The organism is Stenotrophomonas sp. Steno-Z10-BAI, assembly GCF_056393115.1.
The window spans coordinates 502,592-521,779 of the sequence record NZ_JBWJOZ010000002.1 but is presented as its reverse complement, the minus strand read 5'-3'; the positions used below and the strand labels follow the sequence as shown (position 1 = coordinate 521,779).

General features: G+C 67.3%; 17 protein-coding genes. 11 read left to right on the top strand and 6 right to left on the bottom strand.

The genetic code is table 11. From position 1 onward, the window contains the following. The 10 genes from AC06E9_RS07240 to AC06E9_RS07195 all read left to right on the top strand — a co-directional run bounded on the left by AC06E9_RS07240 (position 1) and on the right by AC06E9_RS07195 (position 14,689). Positions 1–666, top strand: coding sequence for a methyltransferase family protein (locus AC06E9_RS07240; RefSeq protein WP_017357195.1), 666 nt, complete (start codon positions 1–3; stop codon positions 664–666). Further along, positions 663–3,050, top strand: a complete 2,388-nt coding sequence (locus tag AC06E9_RS07235; protein WP_049404642.1) for a heavy metal translocating P-type ATPase — start codon at positions 663–665, stop codon at positions 3,048–3,050. Before AC06E9_RS07240 ends, AC06E9_RS07235 begins: the two co-directional genes overlap by 4 nt. Next, the gene (locus tag AC06E9_RS07230; protein ID WP_049436410.1) at positions 3,047–3,454 is read left to right on the top strand and encodes a hypothetical protein; all 408 of its coding nucleotides are present in this window, start codon (positions 3,047–3,049) and stop codon (positions 3,452–3,454) included. The genes AC06E9_RS07235 and AC06E9_RS07230 overlap by 4 nt, the downstream gene beginning before the upstream one ends. A 133-nt stretch (positions 3,455–3,587) precedes the next feature. Further along, the gene (locus AC06E9_RS07225) at positions 3,588–4,922 is read left to right on the top strand and encodes an MBL fold metallo-hydrolase RNA specificity domain-containing protein (RefSeq protein WP_229301209.1); all 1,335 of its coding nucleotides are present in this window, start codon (positions 3,588–3,590) and stop codon (positions 4,920–4,922) included. Next, positions 4,919–6,436, top strand: coding sequence for a thymidine phosphorylase family protein (locus AC06E9_RS07220; protein ID WP_049404647.1), 1,518 nt, complete (start codon positions 4,919–4,921; stop codon positions 6,434–6,436). The genes AC06E9_RS07225 and AC06E9_RS07220 overlap by 4 nt, the downstream gene beginning before the upstream one ends. Continuing rightward, positions 6,433–7,347 carry a ribose-phosphate diphosphokinase gene (locus tag AC06E9_RS07215; protein WP_017355176.1) on the top strand — a complete coding sequence of 305 codons (915 nt, stop codon included), beginning with the start codon at positions 6,433–6,435 and terminating at the stop codon, positions 7,345–7,347. The genes AC06E9_RS07220 and AC06E9_RS07215 overlap by 4 nt, the downstream gene beginning before the upstream one ends. Beyond that, positions 7,344–9,809 (top strand): phosphoketolase family protein, encoded by a 2,466-nt coding sequence (locus AC06E9_RS07210; RefSeq protein ID WP_478055794.1) that lies wholly within the window; start codon positions 7,344–7,346, stop codon positions 9,807–9,809. Before AC06E9_RS07215 ends, AC06E9_RS07210 begins: the two co-directional genes overlap by 4 nt. Before the next feature lie 25 nt (positions 9,810–9,834). Further along, positions 9,835–11,427: an ABC1 kinase family protein gene (locus tag AC06E9_RS07205; RefSeq protein WP_017355174.1), complete on the top strand. Its 1,593-nt coding sequence runs from the start codon at positions 9,835–9,837 to the stop codon at positions 11,425–11,427. A 63-nt stretch (positions 11,428–11,490) separates the two neighbouring features. Next, positions 11,491–13,566 carry a heavy metal translocating P-type ATPase gene (locus AC06E9_RS07200; RefSeq protein WP_082316348.1) on the top strand — a complete coding sequence of 692 codons (2,076 nt, stop codon included), beginning with the start codon at positions 11,491–11,493 and terminating at the stop codon, positions 13,564–13,566. A gap of 19 nt (positions 13,567–13,585) precedes the next feature. Beyond that, entirely contained in the window at positions 13,586–14,689 is a 1,104-nt protein-coding gene (locus AC06E9_RS07195) for an acetate/propionate family kinase (protein WP_036196077.1), read from the top strand. Between the two features lie 36 nt (positions 14,690–14,725). Here the strand turns inward: AC06E9_RS07195 and AC06E9_RS07190 are convergent, their stop codons facing one another. The 4 genes from AC06E9_RS07190 to AC06E9_RS07175 form a co-directional block, all read right to left on the bottom strand. Continuing rightward, positions 14,726–15,925, bottom strand: a complete 1,200-nt coding sequence (locus tag AC06E9_RS07190; RefSeq protein WP_017355170.1) for a hypothetical protein — start codon at positions 15,923–15,925, stop codon at positions 14,726–14,728. 94 nt (positions 15,926–16,019) lie between these two features. Beyond that, a complete protein-coding gene (locus AC06E9_RS07185; RefSeq protein ID WP_465251337.1) occupies positions 16,020–16,295 on the bottom strand; it encodes a GDCCVxC domain-containing (seleno)protein in 276 nt (91 codons plus the stop codon). Beyond that, positions 16,225–16,512: a heavy-metal-associated domain-containing protein gene (locus AC06E9_RS07180; protein ID WP_017355169.1), complete on the bottom strand. Its 288-nt coding sequence runs from the start codon at positions 16,510–16,512 to the stop codon at positions 16,225–16,227. Before AC06E9_RS07180 ends, AC06E9_RS07185 begins: the two co-directional genes overlap by 71 nt. A gap of 8 nt (positions 16,513–16,520) precedes the next feature. Beyond that, a complete protein-coding gene (locus tag AC06E9_RS07175; RefSeq protein WP_017355168.1) occupies positions 16,521–16,877 on the bottom strand; it encodes a mercuric transporter MerT family protein in 357 nt (118 codons plus the stop codon). A gap of 41 nt (positions 16,878–16,918) precedes the next feature. On the opposite strand from AC06E9_RS07175, the gene AC06E9_RS07170 reads away from it, so the two are divergent. Beyond that, entirely contained in the window at positions 16,919–17,344 is a 426-nt protein-coding gene (locus AC06E9_RS07170) for a MerR family transcriptional regulator (protein ID WP_017355167.1), read from the top strand. Between the two features lie 18 nt (positions 17,345–17,362). On the opposite strand, the gene AC06E9_RS07165 is transcribed toward AC06E9_RS07170, so the two are convergent. Together AC06E9_RS07165 and AC06E9_RS07160 are read right to left on the bottom strand one after the other, a co-directional pair. Further along, on the bottom strand, positions 17,363–17,554 hold the full coding sequence (locus tag AC06E9_RS07165; protein ID WP_478055793.1) for a hypothetical protein: 192 nt from the start codon (positions 17,552–17,554) through the stop codon (positions 17,363–17,365). A 185-nt stretch (positions 17,555–17,739) separates the two neighbouring features. Next, positions 17,740–19,182 (bottom strand): serine hydrolase domain-containing protein, encoded by a 1,443-nt coding sequence (locus tag AC06E9_RS07160; protein ID WP_478055792.1) that lies wholly within the window; start codon positions 19,180–19,182, stop codon positions 17,740–17,742. Between the last annotated feature and the right edge of the window lie 6 nt (positions 19,183–19,188).

Here is a 19,188-nt window from a genome sequence, read left to right as displayed (position 1 = left end):
ATGCAGGCACCCGACTCCGGCTACGGTCTTTGGCTCCTCGCCGCCATCAACGCCGCGTTCTTCATCTTCTTCGCCTGGAGCTTCTACAAACCGCTGACCCGTTGGGACTGGCGTGGGTTCGGTATGTTCTCCGCCTTCGTCGTGGCCCTGTTCGCGGAAATGTATGGCTTCCCGCTGACGCTGTACGTCCTGGGCGGCTGGCTCAGCGCCAACTATCCGCAGGTGGACTGGCTGAGCCATGACGCGGGCCATCTGCTCGAGATGTGGTTCGGCTGGCGCGCCAACCCGCATTTCGGCCCATTCCACATCGCAAGCTTCGTCCTGATCGGCGGCGGCTTCTGGCTGCTGTCGGCCGCCTGGCCGGTGCTGTATCGGGCACAGCGTGAAGGCCGGCTCGCCCGCGAGGGCGTGTATGCGCGCATGCGTCACCCGCAGTACGTCGCCTTCCTGCTCGTGCTGACCGGTTTCCTGCTGCAGTGGCCCACGCTGCTCACGCTCGCCAGCTATCCAGTGCTCGTGTGGGCCTATGCCCGCCTGGCGCGTCGTGAGGAAAAAGACTGCTTGAGCCGCTTCGGCGACGACTACGTCCGCTACATGCAGGAAGTGCCGGCCTTCATCCCGCGACGCCGGCGCGGCCCCGCTCCATCCCAAGGAGAAACCCGATGACGCACGTCCACAAACCCACTGTGCGCACGCGCACCTGGCCCATCGGCGACATGGTGAGTGCCGGCTGCGCGCGCACGCTGGAGAAGGCCGTGGCCGCGCTGCCTGGAGTCAACGCCACCAGCGCGAATTTCGCTACCGCGACCCTGCAGGTGTCCTACGACCCGGCCCGCCTGTCGGCGGGCGCGGTCGCCACCGCGATCCGCGACTGCGGCTTCCAATGCAACGCGCCGATGCCCGATGCCGACCCCGCCGCAGGCGCGCACGCCCATGCTGCGCATGCCGGGCACGGACAGGAATTGGCCGCAGAGCGCCCCGCTGACGCCCACGCCGGCCACGGCGATGACGCCACGGATGCCGGGGGCCACGACGCCCATGCGGGCATGAACCACGGCAGCGATCTGCACGCCGCGGCGCGCGACATGGGCCGCCGCTTCCTGGTCGCCCTCGCCTTCGCGATCCCGGTATTCGTGTGGTCGCCCATGGGCGGGCTGATAGAGCCGCCGCCGGTGCCGTTCGGACTGCGCGAGAACGTCTGGTTGTTCCTGCTGGCGACCGGCGCCGTGCTGTATCCGGGCTGGCCATTCTTCAGCGCCGCGATCCGGTCCCTGCGACGGGGTGTGCTGGACATGGCGGTCCTGGTGCTCCTGAGCGTGGGCACAGGTTACGGTTTCAGCATCGCGTCGACGTTCTTCTTCGACGGGCCGAACTTCTACGAGGCCTCGGCCGTCCTGCTGACCTTCGTCCTGCTTGGCCACTGGCTCGAGATGCGGGCTCGCGCCGGCGCCTCGGACGCCATGAAAGCGCTGCTGAAGCTGTCCCCACCCCGCGCGGTCGTCCGGCGCGAGGGGCAGGAGCTCGACATTCCCACCGCTGAAGTGCTGGTCGGCGAGACCGTGATCGTGCGGCCCGGGGCGAAGATCCCGGTCGATGGCATCGTGACGGAAGGCAGCTCTCAGGTCGACGAATCCATGCTGACCGGCGAGTCGATGCCGGTGCGCAAGGATCCCGGAGAGTCCGTCGTCGGCGGATCGATCAACAAGAGCGGCGCATTCGCCTACACCGCCACCAAGATCGGCAGCGACACGGCACTGGCGCAGATCATCAAGCTGGTCCAGACCGCGCAGAACTCCAAGGCGCCCGCGCAGCTGCTCGCCGACCGCGCCTCGCAATGGCTGGTGCTGGCTGCGATCGTGATCGGGCTGCTGACCTTCGCGGTCTGGTTCTGGTGGCTGGGACAGCCGCTGCTGTTCGCGCTCACGCTGACGATCACCGTCTTCGTCATCGCCTGCCCCGATGCACTCGGTTTGGCCACGCCGATGGCGATCATGATCGGCACTGGCCTGGGGGCACGACACGGCATCCTCTTCAAGCATGCCGAATCGATTGAGAAGAGCGCACGCCTGGACGTGGTGATCTTCGACAAGACCGGCACCCTGACGGTCGGCGCCCCCGAGGTGGTCGACATGGCGGTCGCGCCGGGCTGGACGCAGGAGCGGTTGCTGGCCGCGGCCGCCGCGGTCGAGGCGCACTCCGAGCACCCGCTGGCGCAGGCCATCCTGAAGCGTGCCGGTCCGGTAGCCGAGCGCGCTACCGCGTTCACCAACATCGATGGCCAGGGCGCTACCGGCGTGGTTGACGGGGTGCAGGTGGTGCTGGGCAACCGGATCCTGATGGTCGAGCACGGCATCGACCTCTCGGTATTGGAAGCGGAGGCTGCGCGCCTCACCGGTGCCGGTCGCACGGTGATCTATGCCGGGGTGGGTGACCGGCTCGCAGGCTTCTTCGCGATTGCCGACGCGATCCGGGAGACCTCGCGCGCGGCCATCGACGAATTGCACCGGCGCAACATCAAGGTGGCGATGATCACCGGCGACAACCGCCCCACGGCCGAGCGCGTGGCACAGGACCTGGGAATCGACATCGTGCTGGCCGACGTGCTGCCGGGCGGCAAGGCCGATGAGGTCATCAAGCTGCAGTCGCAGGGCCTCAAGGTCGGCATGGTGGGCGACGGCATCAACGACGCACCGGCGCTCACCCAAGCCGACGTTGGGTTCGCGATCGGCGCCGGCACCGACGTCGCCATCGAGAGTGCCGACATCGTGCTCATGCACAGCGACCCTTATGACGTCGTTCGCGCGACCACCATCGCCCACGCCACTCTGCGCAAGATGCATCAGAATCTGGGCTGGGCCGTGGGCTACAACGTGCTGGCCTTTCCGCTGGCGGCCGGTGTGCTCTATCCGTTCGTGCTGTCGCCAGAAATCGCCGCGCTGTCGATGTCGGGCAGTTCGGTGATCGTCGCCCTCAACGCGTTGCTGCTCAAACGCCTTCCACTGGCGGATGCCGCCACCCCTCGCAGCCCATCTAAGGAGTCCACACCATGAATACGGTCACACACGTCGCCCATTCCAGACCCCGAGGTACCAATCGCAGCCATTGGGTCGCCGCACTGGCCCTCGCGCTCGCGTTCGCATTGCCGGGGGTCGTCTCCGCGAACGAGGGTGGGTTCCGCCACAACGTGTTGATGCGCGGCCAGGTGCTGGAAAAGCAGGACGGAACGCTTGTGGTCTGTGTCGGGCAGGCCGACGGTGCCCAGGTCGGGCAGGTGCTGGACGTGATCCGGCACAAGCGCCGTATCCGGCATTCGCGGGCCGGCGGTCCACGCTACCGCCGCGAGAACGTTGGCCAAGTGCGCATCGTCGAACTGTTCGACAGCCACTACGCGGAGGCTGAAGTGATCTCCGGGAGCCCCAAGGTCAACGACACAGTGGAGCTGATCCGCCCCTGACAGGCGCGCGGGCGATGCAGATGCGCCTCGGCCCTCGCCATGCCCTCCGCAATCACTTCCCTTCCAGGACAGGAGCCACACCATGACAGCGTCTTCCAACCCCACCCTGCAATTCCTCGGTGCCGCGGGCACCGTGACCGGCTCGCGCTACCTGGTCGAGGCCAACGGTCAGCGCGTGCTCGTGGACTGCGGCCTGTTCCAGGGCTACAAGCAATTGCGCGAGCGCAACTGGGCTCCGTTTCCCGTCGAGGCGTCATCAATCGACGCGGTGGTCCTGACCCACGCCCACCTGGACCATTCGGGCTACTTGCCCGCACTGGTCAAACAAGGGTTCCGCGGCCGGATCCACTGCACCCATGGCAGCGTGGCCCTGTGCGGCCTGCTGCTTCCCGACAGCGGACACCTGCTCGAAGAGGAGGCCAAGTACGCGGCCCGCAAGGGGTACTCCAAGCACAAGGAACCACGGCCGCTTTATACCGAGGATGACGCCCGCCGCAGCCTGAAGCAGCTCAAGGGGCATGACTATGGTCGCGACATCGAGGTCGCATCAGGCGTCACGATCCGCTTCCATCCTGCCGGCCACATCCTGGGCGCTGCCCATGTCAGCCTTGACGTCCAGGGCCAGCGCCTGCACTTCAGTGGCGACCTGGGACGGCAGCAGGAGTCGCTGATGAATCCGCCGACGCCCCTGCCCGCCTGTGACGTCCTGGTCTGCGAATCCACATATGGCAATCGGGAACACATTCCGATCGACCAAGAAGCCGAGCTGGCACCGATCATCCGCCGCGTTGCCGCCCGCGGGGGCGTGATCGTCATTCCCGCCTTTGCCATCGGCCGCGCCCAGGCGCTCATGCTGCATATCGCCCGGCTGCGTGAGCGCAAGGACATCCCTCGCGTGCCGGTCTACCTCAACAGCCCGATGGCGATCAACGCGACCCGGCACTACCACGACCACCACTCCGAGCACCACGTGTCCGACGAGGACTGCCAGCGGATGTTCGACGTGGCCACCTTCGTCAACACTGTAGAAGAGTCGAAGGCACTCAACCGCCAGCGCGGGCCGATGATCATCATCTCGGCCAGCGGCATGATCACCGGCGGGCGCGTGCTGCACCACATCGAGGCGTTCGGCCCCGATGACCGCAACGCGATCCTGCTCGCGGGCTACCAGGCCGGAGGAACACGCGGTGCCGCGCTGGCGGCAGGCAAGCGCACGTTGCGCATGTTCGGCCGCGAGGTCCCCATCCGCGCCGAGGTGGTGCAGCTGGAGGGCTTCTCCGGCCACGCCGACGCCGGGGAGCTGCTGGACTGGATGCGCACCGCGCCGTCCGCGCCGCGCATGGTCTACCTCACCCACGGCGAGCCCGACGCTGCAGACACGCTGCGCGGGCGCGTGCAGCGTGAACTGGGCTGGCGTGCGCGCGTGCCGGGGCACCTGGAGCAAGTCGGATTGGAGGATGCGAGATGACCACGCAGGCCCCGGGCCACACCCGCCTGCGCGTCACCCGTGCCGGCATCGACACCTACCAGCAGCCGGTGGTCTATATGCACCGCGACTGCGAGGTCTGTCGCTCGGAAGGCTTTGCCGCGATGACGCGCGTCAGGCTGGACGTGGACGCCCGCACGCTGGTGGCGACGCTGAACGTGGTCATCGACGATCGGCTCGGCCTGGACGAGGTGGCGTTGTCGGAGGCCGCGTGGACGCTCCTCGATCCCGCGCCCGACGCCCTCGCCGGCGTCAGGCACGCGGAACCCGCGGCGTCGGCGGGCGCGCTCCGTGCCAAGGTGTTCGGCGCCCGGTTGGACGACGCGCAGTACTTCGCCCTGGTGCAGGACGTGATGGAAAGCAGGTTGTCGGACCTGGAGCTTGCAGCTTTCGTCACTGCCAGCGCGGGTGACCGCCTGGACCATGCGGAGACGACCGCGCTGACGCGAGCCATGATCTCCGTGGGCCAGCGCCTGGACTGGGGCGAAGGGCCGGTGCTGGACAAACACTGCGTAGGTGGCCTGCCGGGCAATCGCACCACCCCGATCGTGGTGGCCATCGTGGCTGCGCTGGGCTACCGCATCCCGAAGACCTCGTCGCGCGCGATCACGTCGCCCGCGGGCACCGCCGACACCATGGAAGTGATGGCGCCGGTGGCGCTCGACCTGGCGGCGATGCGCCGGGTGGTGGAGCGCGAGGGCGGCTGCATCGTGTGGGGTGGCAACGTGCGCCTGAGCCCGGCCGACGACATCCTGATCCGGGTCCAGCGCCCGCTGGATTTCGACAGCGACGGCCAACTGGTCGCCAGCGTGCTGTCGAAGAAGATAGCCGCGGGCTCCACCCACGTCCTGATCGACATGCCGGTGGGTCCGACGGCCAAGGTGCGAGGTGAGGCCGCGGCCCACAGCCTCGGCACGCGGCTTGCCCACACCGCGGGCGCGCTGGGATTGCAGTTGGGCATCCATCGCTCCGACGGCACCCAGCCGGTGGGTCGGGGAATCGGCCCGGCGCTCGAGGCGCACGACGTGCTCAAGGTGCTGCGCAACGCGGCCGATGCACCCGCCGACCTTCGCGAACGCGCACTTGCGCTGTCCGCGGCGCTGCTGGACATGGCAGCGGGCAGCAACGCCGGCACCGGACTGGAGCGCGCGCGCGGCGTGCTGGATTCCGGGGCGGCGCTGGCCAAGTTCCTGGCGATCTGCGAGGCCCAGGGAGGCTTCCGCGAACCGCCACGGGCGGCGTTCACCGCCGACGTCCCGGCGCCTGCATCGGGCCGCATCGCGGCGATCGACAACCGCAGGCTGGCCAAACTGGCCAAGCTGGCCGGCGCCCCGACATCCCCCACCGCCGGCCTCGAAACCGGTCTGCGGATCGGCGATACGGTCGAGCGCGGACAGCCCATGATGACCCTGCATGCGGAGTCGCCGGGAGAACTGGCCTACGCCCTGGAGCACGCCGCGACGCTGCAACCCTTTGTGCTTGGAGAGGTTCCATGACCCGTGTGCTGATGCCCTTCCCGGCCGATGCAGTGTTGGCCGGCACCATCAACCAGCCCCTGCAGGCGCGCATTGCACCCGTGGCCTGGCGGCACTTCCCCGATGGCGAGTCGCTGGTCACCCTGGACGACGCACTGGACGGCGCCGATGTGGCGATCCTGGCCAGCCTGCGCAACGCCGATGCCCTGGCCCTCCCGCTGCGCTTCGCCGCCCGGACCGCGCGCGAGTTCGGGGCTCGTTCGGTCGGCCTCATCGCACCCTACCTGGGGTATATGCGCCAGGACACCCGCTTCCATCGCGGCGAGGCGGTCAGTACACCGCTGTTTGCGCAATTCCTCGAAGAGGCTTTCGACTGGCTGGTGACCGTGGACCCGCACCTGCACCGCGTCGAGCGCCTGCAGTCGCTCTACCGCATTCCGACGGTCCACGTATCGGCGACGCCGGCCGTGGCCCGCTGGATCGCTGAGACCGTCCCCGACGCTGTGCTGATCGGCCCTGACAGCGAGAGCGAGCAGTGGGTAGCGGACATCGCCGCCCTGTCCGGCATGCCCTACCAGGTGCTGGCCAAGGAGCGGCACGGCGACTACGACGTGCGCGTCAGCCTGCCCGACCCGCAGGCCGTGGCGGGCCGGACCCCGGTCCTGATCGACGACATCGTGTCGTCCGGCCACACCATCCTGGAGACCCTCGCACACCTGCGCCGGTTGTCGTTGCCGCCGCCACTGCTGGTCGCCATCCATCCGGTGTTCGCCGGCGATGCCTATGCCCGCCTGCAGGAAGCAGGTCTGGCCCGCATCGTCAGTACCGACACCATTGCCCACCCGTCGAACGCGATCGCGCTCGGCGCGGACCTCGCTGACGCGGCATCGACCCTGATGTCCGCTTCGGCCGACTCCCCGGAGGACCCATGAACCTGCATCTCAACTGCTGCACCGCCGACCAGCTGTCGGCCGCCGAGCGCCAGCGGACCCTTGAACTCGCCGACGCCCACCGGCGGGCCGATCCCGCGTTTGACCATTGGGCGGCCGGCTACGGCGTGATCCGACATGACCCGCTCACCCAGCTCCGGGTCCGCCAGATGGTGCACGAGCTGGTGGCCTTGGGCCGCACGCCCGATGCCGGCACCGCCTGGCAGCGGCTCGCCGCGGCCGATCGCGTCACCAGCGCCGGCATGTGGCTGGTGGCCCACATGACCTACAGCCAGCGGGTCCGCACCGACGGCGCGGCCCTCGAGGCCGATGACTTCAAGGCCACGCCCGAAGGCCACACTGGCGGGTCCCTCAACATGGTGCCGGCCTACGCCGGCTACCTGCTGATGGACGCCCTGGATGGCGTCACCCGCGCATGGATGATGGGCCAGGGGCACTGCGTGGCCGCCATCGACGCGCTGAACGTGCTGGTTGGCAACATGACCGCCCGGCACGCCGAACGTTACGACCGCTCCGACGCGGGGCTGAGCCGGTTCGTCGGCGACTTCTATGCCTACACCCTCAATCCGGACGGAACACCGGCGTCGCCCCTGGGCTCCCACGTCAATGCGCACACCGCCGGGGGCGTGATGGAAGGCGGCTATCTCGGCTTTGCCGAACTGCAGTACGTGCATGCACCGCTCAAGGACGAACGCCTGGTGGCGTTCCTCAGCGACGGTGCGTTCGAGGAACAGCGCGGCAGCGACTGGGCGCCGCGCTGGTGGCGTGCCGAGGACAGCGGGCTGGTCAGCCCGATCATCATCCTCAACGGGCGGCGCATCGAACAGCGCAGCCAGATCGCCCAGCAGGGCGGCGAGCGGTGGCTGGACCGGCACCTGCGATTGAACGGCTTTGATCCGATCGCGCTGGACGGGCGCGATCCGGCCAGCATCGCGTGGGGTATCCATGTGATGGAGTCGCGCCTGCAAGCGGGCGCCGCCGTTCCCGATGCCGACGTGCGGCTGCCCTATGGCATTGCCGAAACCGTGAAGGGCTTCGGATTCCCCGGCGCCGGGACCAACGCCTCGCACAACCTGCCCCTGCCCGGGAATCCGTCGAAGGAGGCCGAGGCACGCGCGCTCTTCAATCAAGGCGCCGCGGCGCTGTTCGTGGCCGCGTCCGAGCTCGAGGAGGCTGTTGCCGCACTCAACAGCCACGACCTCCAGCAGCGCGTGCGCGAGCGCGACCATGCGCTGGCCGATCGCCAGGTGGAACCGCCCCGCGTCCCGGCGATCGCCGACCGCGGCGCCGGCGGCGAGAGCTCGCCGATGACCGCGCTCGACGAGCAGTTCGTCGCCATCGCCGAAGCGAACCCGGGGCTGCGCGTGCGCGTGGGCAATCCTGACGAGCTGCGCAGCAACAAGCTCGATCGCACCCTGGACGCAATGAAGCACCGGGTGCACGAGCCCGAGCCCGGTGTCGCGGAATCGACCACTGGCGCGGTCATCACCGCGCTTAATGAGGAAGCCGTGGTATGCGCCGCGCTCGGCAACAAGGGCGGGCTGAACCTGGTGGTCACCTACGAGGCGTTCGCACCGAAGATGCTTGGCGCCGTGCGCCAGGAATTGATCTTCGCGCGTCACCAGGCACAGGCGGGGCGACCGCCCGGCTGGCTGGGCGTGCCTCTCGTGCTGACCTCGCACACGTGGGAGAACGCGAAGAACGAGCAGTCCCATCAGGATTCGACCATGGCCGAGGCGCTCCTGGGCGAAATGGCCGACATATCGCGCGTGGTGTTTCCCCCGGACGCCAACGGCGCCGCCGCGGCCCTCGCCCACGCCTACGCGCAACGCGGCACGGTCACCACCCTGGTCGTCCCCAAGCGACCGGTGCCGCACGAGCTGACACCGACGCAGGCGCAGGCGCTGGCCACCCAAGGTGCGCTGTGCCTGGCCGGCAACCCGGCGACAGCGGCGATCCTGCTGGTCGCCACCGGTGCTTACCAATTGCAGGAAGTGCGCCACGCGCAGGTGCGCCTCGTTGAACGTGGCGTGTCGGCCGCGATCGTCTATCTCGGCGAGCCCGGCCGGTTCCGCACGCCGCGCGATCCGGACGAGGCGCGGTACGTGCACTCCGACAGCGAGGTCCATGCACTGTTCCCGGCGGAACGGCCGCGCATATTCGTCACGCATACGCGGCCCGAGCCCTTCCTGGGCGCGCTGCGCCGGCTCGACACTGGCCCGGCCACGACCGCGGCGCTCGGCTTCGTCAACCGCGGCGGCACGCTGGACGTGCCGGGACTGCTGTTCGCCAACCGCAGCACCTGGGCGCACGTGGTCGATGCGGCCGCGGGCGTCCTCGGCCAGTCCCGGGGCGGCCTGTTGTCGGAAGCGGAGCTGGCGGCAGTGGATGGTCGGGGCGATCCGGCCACGATCCTGCGTCCTGCAAGTGGGTCGACGCCATGAGTTGTCCAACCGGGAGCGCGCGTTGATGGCGGGCACGGTGCGGCGCGGAGGCCAGATTGCCTGGGCGGGACTCAAGCTCGGCGTCGCCGTGCTGCGCCTGCGCCGACGTGCACCCGACCTGCTTCCGGCATACGTCAGCACCACACTGGTGGGGTTGGGCACCACCTTCGTCAAGCTGGGCCAGGGCTTGAGCCTGCGCTGGGACCTGCTGCCGGCGCCCTATCGCGAGGCGCTGTCGCGATTGCACAGCGATGTGCCCCCCTTCCCGGCGGAGGAGGCCATGCGTATCGTCGAACAGGCGTTTGGCGCGCCGGTCGGCGAACTTTTCGCCAGCTTCGATGACAAGCCCCTGGCCGCGGCTTCAGTGGCCCAGATCCATCCAGCGCGCATGCATGATGGTCGCGATGTGGTCGTCAAGATCACCCGCCCCGGGATCCATGCCCAGGTGCAGGCGGATCTGCTGCTCCTGCGGCGCACGATGCGCGTCGCCCAGTGGATCTGGCCGCCACTGAAACGCCACCGGCCGCTCGAACTGGTGGACGAACTAGGCGCATTCCTGCGTGACGAGATCGACATGCGTCACGAGGCGCAGAACATGCGGCGCATGGCCAAGGTGCTGGATGCCCTGCCCGGCATCACCCAGCCGCACGTCGTCGAGCCGTATGCCACCCGCAACGTGCTTGTGCAGGATCGAAGCCACGGGACCCGTCTGGAGGCCGCGTACGGCACAGCGGCCGCTCCCGCACTGGCAAGGGCGCTGCTCGGTGCCTACGTGCATCAGCTCTTCGGCGCCGGCGTCTTCCATGCCGACCCGCACCCGGGGAATCTGTTCTTCTTTGACGACGGTCGCCTGTGCCTGCATGACTTTGGATCGATCGGCGTGCTCGACCCTGCATCCCGGCTCGCGCTCGGCGGCATGGTCGAGGCCATTGCGGCCGACGACGCCGAGGGCGTGCTGGATGCAGCGATCGCCATGGGCTTCTTCCCGTCGCAGGTCGACCGCCGCTCGCATGTGCGCGAGATCCACCTGATCCTGGCCGAGATGGCCAGCCGTCCGCTGGCGCAGTGGTCCATTGCCGAGGCAATCTGGCGCGTGGCACGCATTGGGCAGGGCGCTGGCTTCCGGCTTCCGGCCCACCTGCTGTCCCTGATCCGGACGCTGTTCCTGGTCGAGAACACGCTGCGGGCGCTGGATCCGAATCTGGACCTGCTGGGGACGCTGTCCGCGCAGGCGGCCGCGATCGCCGACATTGCCGAAGCCAGCCGCCCCAGCGGCAACAGGCCGCTTGCCATGCGGCTGGCCCGCACTGCGCGCCAACTGCCACAGATCGCCACCGACCTGTTGCGGCAGGCGCAACTGAGCGACGGACGACCCGCCTTCTCCGTACACCACCATGGCCTGAGTTCCACGCAGGAGGCAATCGCGCGCACGGGCAACCGGCTGGCGTTGGCCCTGGTCACCTTGGGCCTGTACGTAAGCGGTGCGCTGTTGAGCCTGCATTCCGACGGCCCGCAAGTGTTCGGTCACATGCCTTTCCTGGCTATGGTGGCTTTCGCTGCTGCGGGATTGCTCTCACTGCGGCTGGTGATGGCCATCGCCAGATCGGGACACTTGTAACAGAACACTGATCTATCTCCCCGCTGGTGCCCGGCGCATCAGTGCATCCAGGAAGGCAGACCCATGACGCAACACAATCATCATCATCAAGATCATCAGGCGCACGGCGAGCAACCGCCGCATCCCCGCACGGGTGCTGAAGGTGACGTCCATGCCGGGCACGACAAGCATGCCGGCCACAGCGTGGCGAGCTTCCGCGACAAGTTCTGGCTCACGCTGCTGCTGACCATCCCCACTCTGATCTGGAGCGGGATGATCCAGCATTGGTTCGACTACACCGCACCACAGTTCCCGGGGTCGGCGTACATCCCGGCGGTGTTCGGCACGATCGTGTACTTCTACGGCGGCTCGCCGTTCCTCCGCGGCGGATACCACGAGCTGAGAAATCGCCTGCCGGGCATGATGACGCTGATCTCGCTTGCGATCACCGTCGCCTTCCTTTACAGCGCGTTGGTCACGCTCGGCGTTGTCGAGGGCTTGGACCTGTGGTGGGAGCTGGCGACGCTGGTGGCGATCATGTTGCTCGGCCACTGGATCGAGATGCGTTCGATCAACCAGGCACAGGGCGCTCTCAAGGAACTCGCGAAGCTGCTGCCTGATATGGCGGTGCGGTTGGATGAGGCCGGTACCGCGAAGGAAGTCCCTGTCGCGGAACTGAAGCGCGGCGACCTGCTGCTCATCAGGCCCGGCGCGAGCATTCCCGCCGACGGCGTCGTGAAGGAAGGGACCAGCGCCGTCAACGAAGCGATGATCACCGGCGAGTCCAAGCCGATGGACAAGTCGACGGGCGACCGGGTGATCGCCGGCACCGTCAACGGACAGGGCTCGTTGCGTGTCGAGGTGACGGGAACCGGCGACGAGACCGCGCTCGCGGGTATCATGCGGCTCGTCGAGCAGGCCCAGACGTCGCGCTCGCGCGCCCAGGCCCTGGCGGACCGGGCGGCGTTCTACCTCACGATCATCGCCATCGTCTCCGCCGCGGTTACCGCCATTGTCTGGCCACTCCTCGGTCGACCGTGGAGCTTCACGATCGAGCGCGTAGTGACCGTGCTCGTGATCGCCTGTCCCCATGCGCTGGGTTTGGCCATCCCGCTGGTGACCGCCATCTCGACCACGATTGGCGCACGGAACGGCCTGCTCGTGCGCGATCGACGCGGCCTGGAAGAGGCCCGTTTGCTGAACACGGTCGTGTTCGACAAGACAGGCACGCTCACGCTCGGTTCGCACCGCGTCGTGAAGACCACTGCCGCCGATGGACTCACCGACGACGAGGTGCTTCGCGTGGCCGCGTCGGTCCAGCGCGACGCTGAACATCCGATCGCGCAGGCGCTGATGACCAGCGCCAAGGAACATGGCATCGACGTTCCGATGTCGCAGGACTTCGAGTCCATGCCGGGACGCGGCGTGCGCGCAGTCGTCGAGGAGCGCTCGCTTCACGTTGGCGGGCCGGGTCTGTTGAGAATGCTCGCGGTCGAACCGCCGGAGACGCTTCGGCGGGCTGCCGAATCAGCGGCAGCCGATGGTCAATCTGCAACCTACCTGGTGGAAGGCGACCGGGTGCTCGCCGTATTTGCGATCGCGGATGCCATCCGTCCCGAATCGTTCGACGCGGTCAAGCGGCTGCACGACGAAGGACTGGAGGTTGTCCTGCTGACGGGTGATTCCACGGCGGTCGCAAACGCGGTCGCGAAGGAACTCAACATCGACACCGTCTTCGCCGAGGTATTGCCCGAGGACAAGGTGGCAAAGATCGAGGAGCTGCAGGCCCAGGGCAAGCGCGTCGCGATGGTGGGTGACGGTGTCAATGACGCTCCGGCGCTGCTCACGTCCGACGTCGGCATCGCCATCGGCACAGGGACGGACGTCGCGGTCGAGGCCGGCGACGTCGTACTCGTGCGCAGCGACCCGCGCGACGTGCCAGCGATCATCGAATTGAGCAAGGCCACCTATCGCAAGATGATCCAGAACCTGTGGTGGGCCGCCGGCTACAACATCGTCGCCATCCCTCTCGCCGCTGGCGTTCTCGCCGCATGGGGGATCCTGCTGCAACCTGCGCTTGGGGCAGTGCTCATGTCGCTGAGCACCGTCGTTGTGGCAATCAATGCGCAGTTGTTGCGCCGGGCGGTGCGGTCCCCATGAACATGATTCGGGGACACCTGTGACCACGCGCCGGCTTCTTGCACTCAACGTTGGCTCGTCCACCCTCAAGGGCGCGTCCTATCTGTTCAACACTGAGGGACACGGCGCGCAGTCTCGTCTGCTCGAGCGCTCCCGGGCCGAAATTCCAGTCGGCGTGGATGCGCAGGAGCGCCTTGCCACCCTGCTCGAGGCATTGTCGGAGCCGTGGCCCAGCCCCGACGTGGTGGTGCACCGAATCGTACATGGCGGTGACCTGCACGACGCCCGCGAGCTCGACGAAACCGTGCTCGCGAAACTGGATGCATTGGTGCCGTTCGCACCCTTGCACCAGCCGGTAGCCCTCGCTTTCGCGCGTGCCGCGCGCATGCGTTGGCCGCACGCGCGCCAAGGCGTGGCCTTCGACACCGACTTCCACGCGTCGCTCGCGCCCTGGAGCCGGCGCTTGCCTGTCCCTGAAGCATGGGATGCGCTGGGCATCCGCCGCTACGGTTTCCATGGACTCGCCTTTGCCTCCGCGCTCCGCATAGTGGCCAGCCACGACGCTGGAATCCTGAAGGGCCGCGCTGTCTTCGCGCATCTGGGGGGTGGCTGCAGCGTCTGCGCCGTCGAGGGCGGCCGCAGCCGCGACACCACCATGGCGCTCACTCCGCTGGGTGGAATCCCGAGCCCTACCCGCTCCGGAGATCTCGATCCCGGCGCGTTGCTGTATCTGCTGAGGCATGAACGCCTGGATGCGCAGGCGCTTGAAAACGGCCTGTACCGCAGTGCAGGCCTTGCCGGAATCGCCGGCCATGGCGACATGCGCGTGTTGCTGACGGATCCCGGCCCGCAGGCCCAGCTTGCCGTGGAGCTCTTTGCAGTCCGGATTGCGCAGTCCATCGCGGCCATGGCCACGGCAATTGGCGGTCTCGACCATGTCGTCTTTTCCGGCGGCATCGGCCATCGCGCGCCGGTTTTGCGGGCTCGCATCGTCGCGCGACTGGCCTGGCTCGGCCTGGCGCTGGCACCTGACGTCAACGATGCTGGAGCCACGCGGATCGACCGCGGGGGCGGGCCGAGCATATGGAACGTCGCGATCGATGAGGAGCGCGAACTGGCTGAATCGGCACTCGCCTGGCTGTAGCCACGACACGCCCCAAGGGTCGGCTCCGGTGGGGAATCACTCCTCGATCCGTGACGACGTGAGCACCGCTGCGAATCCACCACCGGGGGTGCGCATGTTCGTGGTCTGGCCCTGGTACAGCCTGGCCGCGAACAACAGGACACCCGCCTCGGACGCGAAGCAGCGCACATCCGCCTTGAGGGACTGGCCCCCATGCACGATCCGCATGCTCGGTGGCGCGAAGGCCTGTGCGATGTAGGTCGCCGACGCCATAGACGCCCAAGTCCGCCGGGTCAACTTGTCGCCCCGATAACTCCCACGGCTGCCAAACCCTGCTGCAGGCTTGAAGAAATATCCGTTGCGCACTGCCCACAACGCATCCCGGTTCGCGGGCACGAGTTCGACCGTGGGCGGGATCACCTGGCCCAGCAGTGCCGTCGAACCCGCATCGACCCCGAACCCGCCGAGCAGAGCCGGGTCCCCGAGCACCGCAAGGTTGCGCTTGTCGGCAAACAGCGCGTGTGCTCGGGGATGCGGCATCAGCGCGACGTCCCCTGCCAGGTAAGCCTCACGAATGTCTGCATGCGAGGCATCCTCGAGCGCGAAATCGGTCAACCGGTTGTAGACAGTGTCGATTCGACCGTGGGCATCCTCAAGCCCGTCCGAACCAAACGACAAATCCTCGGGAGCGCTGATCACGCAGTCCACGCCATGGTCCCGAAACGCGTTCGCGTACAGCACAAACTCGGGGTAAAGGAACTGCGCTCGCGGAGTGCTGTCCACGATGGCCAGGCGCGACGGCGTGCGCCCGGATTGCTGCCGAGCATCCTCCATCCAGGCCGTGACGGCCGCATCACGCGCTTGGGCCGCGTTGGTCCAGGTGGCCCATGCTGGCGGCGCGCAAGACCGCACGGCATCGAGCAACAAGGCATTGAGGAGCAGACCGCCTGGATTGGTGTTGACCTCGATCAGCCGCGGGCCATCGACCGTCAGGTGAAAGTCCAGACCCAGGACGCCCCCCGCCGAACCCGGATCATGGGTTGCAATGTCAGGGGCCCATTGCAGGACCCGTTGGCTATATCCCGGGTTTCCTGCGACGTCGAAGACCGCCGCCGCGACTCGTCCCATGGCCTCCAACGCGGGCCGATCAACGAACAAGGCATAGGGTGAAAATAAGTGCGCGTGTACGGCGGGATCAGTCGTGAACTCCGGAAAGGCACCCCGGATCGACTCGTGCAGACGGAGGATGTCGACCACTTCGCATGCACACCGCTGGTTGAGCGGCGCGCTTTCCAGGGTGGCACAGTCGATCTCGCAGCCTGTCTGTCCAACTATTATCGGAGTCCGCGGTTCAACCACAACAGGGATTGTTCTGTTGGATCGGTGGACATGGCACTGTTCCGAACGAGCAGAACACACAGCAGTCGCCTTGATGCGGACGCAAAACCGCTCCACAGCCCGTGCACTCATAGAAGAATTGACACGCTGTGATGGGCATTGTCTCGGTCGCCCGATGGCCGCACTCCGGGCAGGTCAAGATGCTTTCCAGCTTGACGTCACTCACCGCCAGTCCGCACCTTGGCCGGGAAGCCTGCTTCCGTGACTGCACGCGCGATTCCGGCTGCATCCGTCTGGCTCGATTCGAACGTCACCGTGACTGTTTCAGCCCGGGTGTCCACCTTCACATCGGCCACGCCCGGCACCTTCTCCAGCGCCTTCCTGATGGTGATGCCGCAGGCGGGACAGGTCATGTTCTCAGCATCGAGCATCACTACGGTTGCGGGCGTCGCAAGAGCGGCACCGACCGACAGAGCAGCCACCAGGGCCAGTATCCACTTGTGCATCGCGCCTCCTACAGAATCCAGACGATGTAATAGGGAAACAGCAGCAACAGGACGATGAGGGCTGTCGCCAACCAGAGCCAACGTCGCCTGCGTCGCAGAGCGTCCGGGGCGATGCAACTGCCATCCACACCGCACCGTGCCGCCGGTCGATACAGCATCCAAAACGCCACGGCCAAGGACAGTACGGCGGCGGCGCTGAACCAGGGCCTCAAGGGATCGAGAGCTGTCAGGGTGCCGATCCAGGCGCCACTGATGCCCAGCAGGACCAGCACCAGCGGCACGACGCAGCAGACCGATGCGCCAATGGCGGCGATGCTCGCGCCAACGATGGCTGGAACAGACGATTTGGCCGGGGTTGTTTGCATCAGAGCATACTAGCCTCTGTACCTAGGTACGGAGTCAAGCCGTGCGTCCGAACACGTTTACGATCAGCCGGCTGGCGGCGGCGGCCGATGTGCACGTCGAAACCGTGCGCTACTACCAGCGGCGTAGGCTGCTGCGTCAACCCGAGCGACCCATAGGAGGCGTGCGTCGTTACGACGAAAACGATGTCAATCGGCTTCAGTTCATCCGGCGCGCTCAGATGATGGGATTCAGCCTCGACGAGATCGCTGGCCTGCTAGAGATCACAGGCGAAGGTTCTTGCGAGCAGACCCGTCAGCTGACCGAGCGAAAGCTCGTCGATGTCCGTCTACGAATCCGCGAGCTGCGACAGCTGGAGAGGGATCTCGAACAGAAAATAGCGCGGTGCGCCCAAGTGCCGGCGGGAGAGTGCTGCCCAACCCTCGATTTTCTGGAGCGGCCAATAAAGCCAGCTGCGACAGGCAGTTAGCTCACTTTCGGCCCGTTTTTACACGAATCCCTGCCGACCCTCGTCTTCGCCCAGGTAATAGACGCCGGTCGCCTCACCGCGGCCGATGTGCGTGCCGTCATCCAGGGTGACAAGGCAGGCCAGCCGGCTGTCGAAGACGTGGCTGGCGATGCGGAACGGCGCGGCCAGGCGCAGCGCGTCGACCGCGATGCCGAGGGTGAGGCGGGCCATCAGGCGTTCACTCCGGATGCGGCCACGTCACGCGCCACAGCGGGCGTTGCCAACAGCTTGATCGAGTACATCTGGTTTCCCTGCCTCAAGGTGAGTAATTCTCACATTGAGACATTAGTTCTCCGGAAAGAGAACTGTCAATGGGCGCCGTGTCCGGCGCCCCCTCCCTCGTGACGCGTTACGGATTACTTCGCAGGTACCGGGGCCGGTGCAAGTGCGGCCGCGATCTGCGACAGATACTTGTTCCAGTCGAACTTCTGCCCTTCCGGCGTCCAGCCCAGACGCACGATCACCGCATCCTGCGAAGGAATCACCGCCATGATCTGATGGTTGTGGCCCATCGCCATGAAGGCATCGGGTGGCACGTCCTGCAGCACCTTTCGACCTTCTTCTGCAGCCGCGGGCCGGTTCAACCACAGCTGCGCGCCGTAGGAGGGGCGCGTTGATGCCGGCGTGGGCGTCACCGCGAACTGGAGCCATTCCGGCGACAGCAGCCGCTTGCCACCGGCCTCGCCGTGGTTCAGATGCAGCAGCCCATAGCGTGCCCAATCCCGCGCCGTTGCATATCCATAGGAGCTGCCGACCAGCACACCGGACTCATCCGGCTCGATCAGCGCGCTGCGCATGCCGGCCGGCTCGAACAACCGTGTCTGTGCAAATCGGGTCATGCCCTCCAGAGTGCCGCCGGTGGCCTCGAAGACGATCCGCGACAGGATGTTGGTCGTGCCCGAGGAATAGCTCCAGTGCGTGCCTGGCGCATGTTCAAGCGGCATCGCGGCGGCCAGCGCGCCCATGTCACCGGCTTCGAACAGCATCTTGATCGATTCGTTGCCGGGCTTGTAGCTCTCGACGAAGGCCAACCCGCTCGACATCGTCAGCAACTGGCGCAGTGTGATCGCGCCACGTGGATCGGCTTCGCCCTTCCATTCCGGCACCGGAGCGGGGTCATCCAGCTTGAGCACGCCGTCATCCACCAGCAGGCCAACCAGCGTGCCCATGATGCTTTTGGTGGCCGACCAGCCCAGCATGCGGGTGTTCTGGTTGAAGCCGGGCGCGTAACGCTCGGCAACGATCGCCCCACCCTGCACCACTACGATCGCACGGGTGTCCGGGTAACCGCCCACGTTCTGCTCATCGAAGGCCGCACTCACGGCCGCGTCCAGTGCGGCACGGTCGAGCTTCGCTTCTGCGGCGGCCTGCAGCGCCGGCACCGGGCGGTCGCCCTGCGGCCACGGCCGCGCCGCCAGTGGCGATAGTGGCGTGAGCTGGGCCGCCTGGGCCTTGAGCGCGGTGAGCGGCACGTCGCCCGCGGTCAGCGTGCAGCCGACCGCCGGGCGATGCAACGCCGTCCGGGTGGCCGTACCAGGCGCGGAGGCGGTGACCGTGCCTGCCTTGCGATCGACCGCCAGCGCCACCGTCCTGGTGAACGGCGCCAGTGCGTGGATGTCATCGCGCAGCACGTCGGCCTCAGCGCGGTTGGCCACGAAAATGCCGGCGCAGGCGATCTGTGCCGAGACCGCGGTGCCCAGATCCTCCGCGCTGGTGATCGGTGGTGCGGCGGCCAGTGCCGGCGCGGAGGCGGCGAGCGCCAGAGAGAGAAGACTCCAGCCGGAGGCGTGTCGGATCATGAGGTG